Source organism: Ralstonia sp. 24A2 (genome assembly GCF_051783885.1).
Lineage (GTDB): Bacteria > Pseudomonadota > Gammaproteobacteria > Burkholderiales > Burkholderiaceae > Ralstonia.
The window spans coordinates 46,983-58,452 of record NZ_JBPVZD010000002.1 but is presented as its reverse complement, the minus strand read 5'-3'; the positions used below and the strand labels follow the sequence as shown (position 1 = coordinate 58,452).

The 11,470-nt window shown below is 64.1% G+C and carries 9 protein-coding genes; 5 read left to right on the top strand and 4 right to left on the bottom strand.

All coding sequences use genetic code 11. The features are described from left to right. Positions 1 to 5: 5 nt before the first annotated feature. The 3 genes from ACS13N_RS05030 to ACS13N_RS05020 all read right to left on the bottom strand — a co-directional run bounded on the left by ACS13N_RS05030 (position 6) and on the right by ACS13N_RS05020 (position 3,877). Positions 6 to 2,396 carry a TonB-dependent siderophore receptor gene (locus tag ACS13N_RS05030; protein WP_438930671.1) on the bottom strand — a complete coding sequence of 797 codons (2,391 nt, stop codon included), beginning with the start codon at positions 2,394 to 2,396 and terminating at the stop codon, positions 6 to 8. Positions 2,397 to 2,498: 102 nt separating this feature from the next. Then, positions 2,499 to 3,326, bottom strand: coding sequence for a FecR family protein (locus ACS13N_RS05025; RefSeq protein WP_438930670.1), 828 nt, complete (start codon positions 3,324 to 3,326; stop codon positions 2,499 to 2,501). Between the two features lie 17 nt (positions 3,327 to 3,343). After that, positions 3,344 to 3,877, bottom strand: a complete 534-nt coding sequence (locus ACS13N_RS05020; RefSeq protein ID WP_438930669.1) for an RNA polymerase sigma factor — start codon at positions 3,875 to 3,877, stop codon at positions 3,344 to 3,346. Between the two features lie 622 nt (positions 3,878 to 4,499). On the opposite strand from ACS13N_RS05020, the gene cyoA reads away from it, so the two are divergent. From cyoA to ACS13N_RS05000, 4 genes are read left to right on the top strand one after another with little or no spacing between them, the layout of a single operon-like run. Then, positions 4,500 to 5,477 carry a ubiquinol oxidase subunit II gene (gene cyoA / locus ACS13N_RS05015; protein ID WP_438930668.1) on the top strand — a complete coding sequence of 326 codons (978 nt, stop codon included), beginning with the start codon at positions 4,500 to 4,502 and terminating at the stop codon, positions 5,475 to 5,477. Between the two features lie 9 nt (positions 5,478 to 5,486). Beyond that, positions 5,487 to 7,466, top strand: a complete 1,980-nt coding sequence (gene cyoB, locus ACS13N_RS05010; protein WP_438930667.1) for a cytochrome o ubiquinol oxidase subunit I — start codon at positions 5,487 to 5,489, stop codon at positions 7,464 to 7,466. Between the two features lie 3 nt (positions 7,467 to 7,469). Next, complete coding sequence (cyoC, locus tag ACS13N_RS05005; protein WP_438930666.1) at positions 7,470 to 8,111, top strand: cytochrome o ubiquinol oxidase subunit III; 642 nt, start codon at positions 7,470 to 7,472, stop codon at positions 8,109 to 8,111. After that, positions 8,112 to 8,480 (top strand): cytochrome o ubiquinol oxidase subunit IV, encoded by a 369-nt coding sequence (locus ACS13N_RS05000; protein ID WP_039598826.1) that lies wholly within the window; start codon positions 8,112 to 8,114, stop codon positions 8,478 to 8,480. It abuts the gene before it with no gap. A 51-nt stretch (positions 8,481 to 8,531) separates the two neighbouring features. Here ACS13N_RS05000 and ACS13N_RS04995 read toward each other — a convergent pair whose 3' ends face one another. Continuing rightward, on the bottom strand, positions 8,532 to 9,647 hold the full coding sequence (locus tag ACS13N_RS04995; RefSeq protein ID WP_438930665.1) for a winged helix DNA-binding domain-containing protein: 1,116 nt from the start codon (positions 9,645 to 9,647) through the stop codon (positions 8,532 to 8,534). Positions 9,648 to 9,774: 127 nt separating this feature from the next. Here ACS13N_RS04995 and ettA point away from each other — a divergent pair, with 127 nt between their 5' ends. Next, positions 9,775 to 11,442 carry an energy-dependent translational throttle protein EttA gene (gene ettA, locus ACS13N_RS04990; protein ID WP_438930664.1) on the top strand — a complete coding sequence of 556 codons (1,668 nt, stop codon included), beginning with the start codon at positions 9,775 to 9,777 and terminating at the stop codon, positions 11,440 to 11,442. The last annotated feature ends 28 nt before the right edge of the window (positions 11,443 to 11,470 follow it).

Genomic DNA, 11,470 nt, shown 5'->3' with positions numbered 1-11,470 from the left:
GCGTGTTACCAGGCGTACTTGGCTGTTGCCAGCACCGTGCGCCCGTTGTTGTAGATGCAGCGCGTGGCGTCGTAGCAGCCAGAGATGACCTCGCGGTTGCCGAGGTTCGTGCCGTTGAGCGCAAAGCGCCAGTGCCCGACGTTGTAGAAGACGGACGCATCAAACAGCGTGTAGCCCGGCACCTTGAGCGAGTTGTCCGGCGCGCCGGCCGTCGGGCTGATGTAGCGCACGCCCGCACCAATGCCTACGCCTTGCAGCACACCCGAGCGGATGCGGTAGTCCGTCCACAGCGATGCCATCTGACGCGGAATCGGAATCGCGATCGGCCACTTGTTGAGCGTGACGTCGTTAGCCTTCGTGTTGCGCACGTCCTGATACGTGTAGCTGGCGATCACGTTCCAGCCCGGCAGCAGTTGCGTCGTGCCTTCCAGCTCGACGCCTTGCGAGCGGATCTCGCCCGACTGCGCGTTGTGCATGCCGGTCGGGTCGTTCAGGTCCGGCGTCAGCACGTTGCTCTGGTGGATCTGGAACACCGCCGCCGTGATCGACGTCTTGCTGGTCGGCGCGAATTTGATGCCGGCCTCGATCTGTTTGCCCTTGGTCGGCTTGAACGGCTGGTTGTTGCGGTCGGTGCCGATGGTCGGGTTGAACGACGTTGAATAGCTCATATACGGCGACAACCCGTACGGCCCGAGGTACACCACACCCACACGGCCGGTGAAGGCCGAATCGCGCTGGCTGGTGTTGGTGCCGGCGAGCAGGTCGTCAGTGCGCAGGTCGCTCCAGTCGTGGCGGCCGCCCAGCGTGAAGACCCAGCGCTCGCCCAGCTTGATCTGATCCTGCAGGTACACGCCCAGCTGCGTCTGCTTCTGGTGGATGTCCTGCGGCGATGCGCCTGAGCCATTGAAGATCGACCAGTCGAACGGCGCGTACACCGGGTTGTACAAGTCCAGCGACGAGGTGAGAGCGTAGTTCTCGGGGTCCTTGGTGGTCTGGCGTTGATAGTCCACGCCGGCCAGGAAGGTGTGCTGCGCGATGCCGGTGGCGAACTTCGCCTGTACCTGCGTATCGACGTCGAATCGCCCGTAGCTCGGCTGGGCGATGCCGGCGTAGCGCCACATCATGCGCTGCGTCGGGTCGCTCGGGTCCAGGCCCACACCGTAGGTCATGCGGTCGTCCAGCTTCAGGTGCATGTAGCGCGTGTTCTGGCGCACCGTCCACGTGTCGTTGAGCTTGTGCTCGAACTGATAGCCCAGCGAGTACTGCGTTTTTTCGTATGCATCAAAGTCCGGCGAGCCTGTGAACAGCGTGGCCGGAATCTTGCCGTTCGGGTTCGGCAGGACGGTGCCGCTGGCGGGGAGGAAGTTATCGGACGAGTTGGTCTTGTCGCGCAGGTAAGTTGCCAGCAGCGTGAGCGTGGTGTCCGCCGACGGCTTCCACGTGAGCGAGGGCGCCACCATCAGGCGTTGGTCCTTGAACGGGCCGAAGGGCAGGTTGCCGTCGCGCGTAACGGCCGTCAGGCGATACGACAGCTTGCCGTCGGCATCGAGCGCGCCGGCAAAGTCGCCGGCCACCTGCTTGCGCGCGTGGCTACCGTATTGCACTTCAATCTCGCGGATCGGCTCGGTGGTCGGTTGTTTGGTGACGATGTTGACGGTGCCGCCCGGGTCGCCCTGGCCATACAGCACAGACGACGGCCCGCGCAGCAATTCAACGCGCTCGATCTGCCATGGGTCCACGCGCCAGCTCGCCAGGTTGATGGTGTTGGGCAACTGCAGCCCGTCCAGGTAGGTGGCCGGCACGAAGCCGCGCACGGCGGTGTACCAGTCCGAGCGCGTGCCCGCACCGTACGACGACACGGATGCCGAATAACGCAGCGCCTCGTTCACGCTCTGCGCACCCTGCGCCTCGAAGCGGTCACGCGAGACCACGCTGATCGATTGCGGAATCTCCGAGAGCGGCACATCGGTCTTGGTGCCCGTGGCGCTGCGCTGGGCGATGTAGCCATGCACCGGGCCCGTGGCCGATTCCTGTTGCGCACTGGCAGTCGCCACCGTGGCCGGCAGCGTGACTTGCGCGCTACCGCCACTCGGTTCGATGGTGAACGTGTTGCCGCCTTGCTTGCGTGCCACCAGCCCGGATTGCGCGAGCAGTCGGTCGAGTGCATCTTCCACACTCATCTGGCCCTGCACGCGCGGCGCCGTCTTGCCCGCCGTCAGCGAACTGGCGAAGACGAGCTGCGCGCCCGCCTGCCGCGCCAGCGCATTGAGCGCAGCGTCGAGCGGCTCGGCGGGAATGTCGATGGCCAGGCGGGTTTGTGCGAAGGCGGTGCTGGCCAGCAGCGCGGCCGCGGCCAGTGCGATCAGGCGCGGCACGCGTCGTTGTGTGCGAATCACTGTGAAGCTCCCCGTGTTGAATCTGTTGATCTGTTGGTTTAGGTCACAGGGGAGTAGACGAACTGCATGCCGGGCATCCCTACCTCGGCGTGCAGATTTTTTTCAGTGGACGACGCTGCGAGTGAGGATGCGCACGGTGTCGTTGGCCTCGCGCCTGACAGCAACCGGCAGGATGGACGGCAGCAGATCCAGCAGTGCATCGGTGCGCGCGCTGTCGAACACGCCGGAGATCTGCAGGCGGCCCAGTGCCGGATCGGTCAGCACAGCGGGCGTTGCGCGATAGCGGTTGATGCCGGCCACGGCCTGGGCCAGCGGCGTGCGGTCGAACATCAGCTTGCCGTCTTTCCAGGCGATGGCGGCACCAGGGTCGGGCGCGGCGCGCGCGGTGAGCGTGCCGTTGAACGACTCGGCTGCCTGCCGGGCCGTCAGCAGCACGGCATCGCCCGAGGTGTCTTCTACGTGCACGCGGCCGCGCAGCACCGTCACCGTGACATGCGGATCGGCGCGTCGCACGTTGAAGGCGGTGCCGACTACGCGCACGGTGGTTTCGCCCGCGCGCACCACGAAGGGCTGCCATGCCGAGTGCGCGACGTCGAAGAGCGCTTCGCCATCGACGAGATGCACCTGCCGCGACCGCAGGTGCCATTCCACCTCAGCAGTGGTGCGCGTGTTGAGTGTGAGGTCGCTGCCGTCGGGCAGGGTGAGGTGCTGGCGTTCGCCTGCGGCCGTGGCATAGCGCTGCGTATGCCAGGCTGGATCTGCCCACAGCACCGCACCGAGCAGTGCGACGATACCGGCCGCCACCATCGGTGCCCGCCGACGCGGCGCCCGCGCCGGCAATTCCGGCATGGCAAAGCGCGCCCGCAGCGTGCTGCGATGGCGCGCCAGGCTGTCGTCCTCGCGGGAGAAGTCGTCGGGTGGGTGGGGCATCAAGAGCGTGTGCGTGTTCAGCGCGGCGGTGCTGCGGCCGGGTGGTCCAGCGCCGCGCGGCAGGCCATCATGCCCAGCCGGATGTGCTTTTCGACCGCCTTGCGCGAAATTCCCAATCTTATCGCCACCTCGGCCTGCGGCATCTCGTGGATCTTATGCAGCACAAACACCTGCTGGCAGCGCGGCGGCAACAGAGCGATGGCTTCCGACAGGCGATCCAGCTCACGGCCGGCATCGACGTGGCGGTCGTGGCCGGGGGCTTCGTCGGCGGGTTCGGGCAGTTCGTCAGCGGACTCGACCCACGCGCCGCGGGCGGTCTCTACACGGTGCCTGTCGATCGCCAGGTTGACTGTCGCGCGCCGCAGATAAGCCACGGGTGCCGCGACCGGCTGGCGCGGCGGCTCCGCGAGCAGGCTCACGCACACGTCATGGACGACATCTCGCGCAAAGCCCCGGTCCGCGCCAAAGCGCCGGCGCAGCAGATCGACCAGCTCGTCGTAGTGACGGACCAGTGCGGCAAGCAAGGGCGGGACGGAGGAGTCGCAGGACACCGGGTGGTGATGCGGAGCAGGAAAGTGCTGAATTGTAAATGAGAAGTATTCTTATTATCAATTCAACATTTGGGCGCACATTTGGGGGCTGCGTCGGGTGCGCACCACTGTGGCTGATTGTCGCAGTGCAACAACAGGCACTTTCGATTTGCTTACCCGCAAAACCGCGTAAACCCTAGCCGCGCAACGCTGACGGCACTTGTCAATCGGCCCCGATTTCTATTTGCCTGAGCATCTATCGCAATCCGAAGCGCTGTCTGGCGGTAAGATCGCGCCCGCATTCCACTCCAAACCGCGCTCCCCAATGAGCGCTTGACGTAGTGCCTGCATCGAATCCTGCCGCCCCCGATCTGTCGTCCGCTGCCTTGTGCAGTGCGGCGGCGCTCAGCCTCGCCCATGCCAGTCATGGCCGAAGTCCGCCTCTGTGGCGGGGTGCGCTGGGTTCAGCTTTTCCCTGACCGGCGCCTGATGTGATTGAAGATCCGCTTTCGCACCCGGGCGATCCCGAGGTGCCGGTAGCACGGTCTTTTCTCATTTCCCGCGTTTTTCTGCCTGTGGCCGCTGTCTGGGCTGCTTGGCTCCCGTGATGTTGGTAAGCATTGCCGGCGCAACTGTGCAAGACATGAAGAACACACTCGTTCCACAACTGAAGCGGCTTCTGGCCGCAAGCCTCCCGCTCCTGCTGGCGGGCTGCAACCTGACGGTCCTGGACCCGAAGGGGATGATTGCGGCGGAAGAAAAGACGCTGATCCTGGTGGCGACCGGCCTGATGTTGCTGGTGGTCATTCCCGTGATCGTGATGACGCTGGTGTTTGCGTGGAAGTACCGCTCCACGAACACCAAGGCCCGCTACGAGCCGGACTGGTCGCACTCCAACGCCATTGAGGCGGTGGTGTGGCTGATCCCGTGCCTGATCATCGTCGTGCTGGGCTGGATCACCTACAAGTCCACGCACGCGCTCGATCCGTACAAGCCCATCGAATCGGATGTGAAGCCGATCACCGTCGAGGCCATCTCGCTCGACTGGAAGTGGCTGTTCATCTATCCGGAACTGAAGATTGCGACGGTCAACCAGCTCGCGATCCCGGCCAACACCCCGATCAACTTCAAGATCACGTCCGACACGGTGATGAACGCGTTCTTCATCCCGCAGCTCGGCAGCCAGGTGTACGCCATGGCGGGCATGCAGACCAAGCTGCACCTGATCGCCAACGAGACCGGCGTGTTTGACGGCATGTCGTCGAACTACAGCGGTCAGGGCTTCACGGGCATGAAGTTCAAGGCCACGGCCATGACGAGCGAAGAGTTCGACGCGTGGGTGAAGCAAGTCCGCAGCGCTCCGCAGGTCCTGACCAAGGAAGGTTACGCAGAGCTGGCCAAGCCGAGCGAGAAGGTGCCGCCGGCGGTGTACGCCTCGGTGGACCCGGCGCTGTATCACAGCATCCTGCACAAATACATGGGTGATTCGGACAAGGTTCTGACGCTCGACGAGGCGCTCCAAGGCGCCAACTGCACCGTGGAAACGGCTGACGCGGCAACGCGCCCGCTGCCGGTGCAGTCCGCCCTGCCGGCGCCTAAGAACGCGGCCAAGAATTCCTAGGAGTTGACGATGTTTGGCAAGTTGAGTCTGGAGGCCATTCCGCTGCACGAGCCCATCGTGGTCGTGACGGTCTCGGCCATTCTGCTGGGTGGTGCAGGCGTGTTCGGCCTGATCACCTATCTGAAGAAGTGGTCGTACCTGTGGAATGAGTGGATCACCTCGGTCGATCACAAGAAGATCGGCGTGATGTACTGCATTCTGGCCATCGTGATGCTGCTGCGCGGCTTTGCCGACGCCATCATGATGCGCTCGCAACTGGCGGTCGCCTCGGGCGGCGGTGCCGGCTATCTGCCGCCTGAGCACTACGACCAGATCTTCACCGCGCACGGCGTGATCATGATCTTCTTCATGGCCATGCCGCTGATGACGGGCCTGATCAACCTGATCGTGCCGCTGCAGATTGGCGCGCGCGACGTGGCGTTCCCGTTCCTGAACACGCTGTCGTTCTGGCTGGCAGCTGCCGGTGTGGTGCTGATCAACGTGTCGCTGGGCGTGGGTGAATTCGCAAAAACGGGTTGGCTGGCGTACCCGCCGCTGTCGGAGCTGGCGTACAGCCCGGGCGTGGGGGTTGACTACTACATCTGGGCCTTGCAGATCTCCGGGTTGGGCACGTTGCTGACCGGGGTGAACTTCGTCGCGACCATCTTCAAGATGCGCGCGCCGGGCATGACCCTGATGCGCATGCCGATCTTCACATGGACGTCGCTGTGCTCGATGATCCTGGTTGTCGCTGCCTTCCCGGTGCTGACCGTGGCGCTGGCGCTGCTGGGTGCTGACCGTTACCTGGACATGCACTTCTTCACGAACGAGCTGGGCGGTAACGCCATGCTGTACGTGAACCTGATCTGGATCTGGGGCCACCCCGAGGTGTACATCCTGATCCTGCCGGCGTTCGGCATGTTCTCGGAAATCGTCGCTACGTTCTCGCGCAAGAAGCTGTTCGGCTACACGTCGATGGTGTACGCAACGGCCGGTATCACCGTGCTGTCGTTCCTGGTGTGGCTGCACCACTTCTTCACCATGGGCTCGGGTGCGAACGTCAACGCGTTCTTCGGCATCGCCACGATGATCATCTCGATCCCGACGGGCGTGAAGATCTTCAACTGGCTGTTCACGATGTACCGCGGCCGCGTTGAGATCAACTCGATGATGCTGTGGACGATCGGCTTCATGATCACCTTCACCATCGGCGGCATGACCGGCGTGCTGCTGGCTGTGCCGGGCGCTGACTTCCTGCTGCACAACAGCCTGTTCCTGATCGCTCACTTCCATAACACCATCATCGGTGGCGTGGTGTTCGGTTACCTGGCCGGTATCACGTACTGGTTCCCGAAGGCCTTCGGCTTCAAGCTGGACGAGAAGTGGGGCAAGCGCGCCTTCTGGTGCTGGTTCGTGGGTTTCTATACCGCCTTCATGCCGCTGTACGTGCTGGGCTTCATGGGCATGACGCGTCGTCTGAACCATACCGACAATCCGGCATGGCAGCCGTGGCTGTACGTTGCCGTGGTTGGCGCTGCGATCATCGCCTGCGGTATTGCTTCGCAGCTGATCCAGATCTTCGTGAGCATCCGCAACCGTCATGCGCTGGCTGACCTGACGGGCGATCCGTGGGGCGGCCGTACGCTGGAGTGGGCGACCTCGTCGCCGCCGGCGCACTACAACTTCCCGGTCCTGCCGGTGGTGCGCGACATCGACGCCTTTGCCGACATGAAGGCGCGCGGTGAAGTGTCGACGCAAGTGGCGGCCAGCTACGAGAAGATCCACATGCCGAAGAACACCGGCGCCGGCTTCTTCATCGGCATGTTCTCGATCGTGATGGGCTTCGCGCTGATCTGGCACATCTGGTGGATGGCCGTGCTGGGTCTGGTCGGCATGATCGGCAGCTTCATCCTCCGCAGCAACGACGACGACGTCGATTACTACGTGCCCGCTCACGAGGTTCACGAGACCGAGTCGGCCTACTTCCAACGTATCGGTTCGCAGGCTTAAACCATGGCTTCCAATGTTCTAGACGGTCACGCCGCGCAGGGTCACGCGCACGGCCACGACCACGCGCATGACCATGCGCACCACCACGACGTCGCAGACACCAAGGTCTTCGGCTTCTGGGTGTACCTGATGAGCGACTTGATCATCTTCGCGTCGCTGTTCGCTACGTTCTGCGTGCTGCGCGGTGCGACGGCGGGCGGCCCGACGGGCAAGGAGCTCTTTGATCTGTCGTACGTGGCGATCGAAACCGGCATCCTGCTGGTGTCGTCCATCACGTACGGCATGGTGATGATCAGCGTGCAGAACGGCCGCAAGGATCACGTGATGCTGTGGCTGGGCATCACCTTGCTGCTCGGTGCCGCGTTCGTCGGGATGGAAATCAACGAATTCCATCACCTGATTGCTGAAGGTGCCGGCCCGAACCGCAGCGCGTTCCTGTCGTCGTTCTTCCTGCTGGTCGGCACGCACGGCCTGCACGTGGCCAGCGGCATGCTGTGGATCATCGTCATGATGTGGCAGATCGGTGCCAAGGGCCTGACCCCGACCCAAACGACCCGCCTGTCGTGCCTGAGCCTGTTCTGGCACTTCTTGGACGTGGTGTGGATCGGCGTGTTTACCGTCGTGTATCTGCTGGGAGCGATGTAAATGGAACAGACCAACGTTTCGACGGGTATCGCCCACGGCGACGCCCACGGTCATGCAGCCGGCGGCGCCGGTCATGCCACCATCAAGGGTTACCTGATCGGCTTCGTGCTGGCGGTGATCCTGACGGCCATCCCGTTCAAGATGGTGATGGACGGCGGCTACTCGCACGGCACCGTGCTGGTGACGGTGATGGCGCTGGCCGTCGTGCAGATCGTCGTGCACCTGATCTATTTCCTGCACCTGGACGGCTCGTCCGCTCAGCGCTGGAACGTGATGGCCTTCCTGTTCACGCTGTTGATCCTGGCGATCGTGGTTGTCGGCTCGCTGTGGGTCATGCACAACATGAACGCCAACATGATGACGATGTAACGAGAGCTGCCTCTTGCTGCATCGGAAGGGCGCCCCTGGTGGGCGCCTTTTTTATTGTGCGAAGCGGAGGGTGCGCGCAGCGCAATCGGCGGCAGCAAAGGCCAGCAGCTGCGCGCCTTCCTCCTCCAATGCCCGCGTGTCCGGTTTGTTCAGCTTCGCAAACGGTGACAGCGTGAGCGTGGCTTGCTCGCGCACCACCTCCAGCTTCCAGGTGCCGGCGACAAAGCCGTCGATCAGCAGCGTCGGCGGCAGGATGCCGTTCTTCGTGTAGATCGCCTTGCGATGCCCGTCGTCGAGAATGCGTGCACGGTCCGCATGTGCCAGCAACGCGCAGTCCAGCTCGGGAAGAAAGCGCACAGGCGCCGGCGTGTCGCCATCGGGTCGGGGGGCGCGCGGCAGGTCAAACAGCTCGACACCGTGCTCGTCGACGAAGGTCTTCAGTCGAGGGCGCAGCGCCTCGAACGCCGCCGACAATCGCGTGAGCCCTGACCACGCCTGCGCGTCAGCCACCGAGGCGGGGCCGTAGCCGGCGAGGTAGCGCAGCACCAAGGCCTCGGCCGTGGCGGCCGGTTCGACGGCCTCGCCCAGCCAATCGGCCGCGGTGGCCAGCGTGGCTTGCCCGGCGCCGCGCCACAGACCGCGCGGCGGCACCTGCACGAGCGGTTCCAGGAACGGAATTGCGCGTGCGAGTGCAGTTGCATCATGCTTTGGCCATCGCGGTTGCAGGTGCTCGCCAAGCTGGACGGCGGTGAGCGGACCACCGGCCAACGCCGCTCGGGCCGCCGCGCGCAAGGCTGCCGGATCGATATCGGCGACGCTTTTACCGCCGTTGCTGAAGGCCTGGCGCAGCATCTGCGCATCCAGCAGCGGGCGTAGCGCCAGGTAGTCGCGTGCGCTCGCGAGGTGCAACGTGCAGCGCATCATCGCGCCGCGCACGGCACGGCGCGTGGTCAACAGCGTGTCGAGCGTCTCGGTGCGAAACCCTTCCAGCCGCGACCACAGCCCGTAGTGCGGCGCCTGCGGAATCTGCGATTGCATGGCCACCAGCCGCTCGATCGCCGCCAGCGGCGCCATGCGACTGCGACGCAGCAGCAACTGGCGCTCGAGCAGCGCACGGTTGAGTGCGCGGCGGGTCAACCGCGGGGCGGAGGGCGATGAGCGGGGCATGCCGTTGTCCTGAGCCGGAGTGCGCCGATTGTGCCGCAAACGCCGCGCGTTCGCGCCCGCTGCGGGTCGTGCCTTTGCTACACTCCGCGGGTTCCCAATTTCACGCGCTTTCCCCCGCTTTTACGCCATGTCACAGTACGTTTTCACCATGAACCGCGTGGGCAAGATCGTTCCGCCCAAGCGCCAGATCCTCAAGGACATCTCGCTGTCGTTCTTCCCCGGCGCCAAGATCGGCGTGCTGGGCCTGAACGGCTCGGGCAAGTCGACCGTGCTCAAGATCATGGCCGGCCTCGACAAGGACATCGAAGGCGAAGCCACGCCGATGCCCAACCTGAACATCGGCTACCTGCCGCAGGAACCGCAGCTCGATCCCGCCAAGACCGTGCGCGAGGAAGTCGAGAGCGGCCTGGGTGAGGTGGTGGACGCACAGAAGCAGCTCGAAGCCGTCTATGTGGCCTACGCCGAGGAAGGTGCCGACTTCGACAAGCTGGCGGAAGAACAGGCGCGTCTGGAAGCCATCATCGCGGCTGGCGCTGGTGACAACGTTGAGCTGCAGCTGGAAATCGCCGCCGACGCGCTGCGCCTGCCGCCGTGGGACGCCAAGATCGAACACCTCTCGGGCGGTGAAAAGCGTCGTGTGGCGCTGTGCAAGCTGCTGCTCTCGCGCCCCGACATGCTGCTGCTCGACGAGCCGACCAACCACTTGGATGCGGAATCGGTGGACTGGCTCGAACAGTTCCTCACGCGCTTCCCGGGCACCGTGGTGGCCGTCACCCACGATCGCTACTTCCTCGACAACGCCGCCGAGTGGATTCTCGAGCTGGACCGTGGCCACGGCATTCCCTGGAAGGGCAACTACAGCTCGTGGCTAGATCAGAAAGAGACGCGCCTGAAGCAGGAAGAGTCGAGCGAATCGGCGCGCCAGAAGGCGCTGAAGAAGGAACTGGAGTGGGTGCGCCAGAACCCGAAGGGCCGTCAGGCCAAGTCGAAGGCGCGTCTGGCCCGCTTTGACGAGCTGAACAGCCAAGAATACCAAAAGCGCAACGAAACGCAGGAAATCTTCATCCCGGCCGGCGAACGCCTGGGCAATGAAGTCATCGAGTTCACCAACGTCAGCAAGTCGTACGGTGACCGTCTGCTGATCGACAATCTCAGCTTCACGATTCCGCCGGGCGCCATCGTCGGCATCATCGGCCCGAACGGCGCGGGTAAGTCGACGCTGTTCCGCATGCTCACGGGCAAGGAGCAGCCGGACTCGGGCACCATCAAGATCGGCCCGACGGTCAAGCTGGCCTATGTGGACCAGAGCCGCGATGCGCTGTCCGCCGACAAGACCGTGTTCGAAGAAATCTCGAACGGCTCCGACATCCTGACGGTGGGCCGTTATGAGACGCCGTCGCGCGCCTACATCGGCCGCTTCAACTTCAAGGGCGGCGATCAGCAGAAGCATGTCGGCACGCTCTCCGGTGGTGAGCGCGGCCGTCTGCACTTGGCCAAGACGCTCATCTCGGGCGGCAACGTGCTGCTGCTGGATGAACCGTCAAACGACCTCGACGTGGAAACGCTGCGTGCGCTGGAAGACGCGCTGCTGGAGTTTGCCGGCAGCGTGATGGTGATCTCGCACGATCGCTGGTTCCTCGACCGGATCGCCACGCACATCATCGCCTTCGAAGGCGACTCGCACGTCGAATTCTTCCCGGGCAACTACCAGGAATATGAAGCCGACAAGAAGAAGCGTCTGGGCGAAGAGGGCGCCAAGCCCAAGCGCATCCGCTACAAGCCGGTCGTGCGTTAAGCGGGAGGCGGGCGGCTTTGTTGCCCGC

Bases quoted from the DNA above. Each gene is read 5' to 3' on its own strand.
- cyoC (WP_438930666.1), top strand. From the start codon at position 7,470: ATGGCTTCCAATGTTCTAGACGGTCACGCCGCGCAGGGTCACGCGCAC.
- ACS13N_RS04995 (WP_438930665.1), bottom strand. From the start codon at position 9,647: ATGCCCCGCTCATCGCCCTCCGCCCCGCGGTTGACCCGCCGCGCACTC.
- ACS13N_RS05000 (WP_039598826.1), top strand. From the start codon at position 8,112: ATGGAACAGACCAACGTTTCGACGGGTATCGCCCACGGCGACGCCCAC.
- ACS13N_RS05025 (WP_438930670.1), bottom strand. From the start codon at position 3,326: ATGCCCCACCCACCCGACGACTTCTCCCGCGAGGACGACAGCCTGGCG.
- ettA (WP_438930664.1), top strand. From the start codon at position 9,775: ATGTCACAGTACGTTTTCACCATGAACCGCGTGGGCAAGATCGTTCCG.
- cyoB (WP_438930667.1), top strand. From the start codon at position 5,487: ATGTTTGGCAAGTTGAGTCTGGAGGCCATTCCGCTGCACGAGCCCATC.
- cyoA (WP_438930668.1), top strand. From the start codon at position 4,500: ATGAAGAACACACTCGTTCCACAACTGAAGCGGCTTCTGGCCGCAAGC.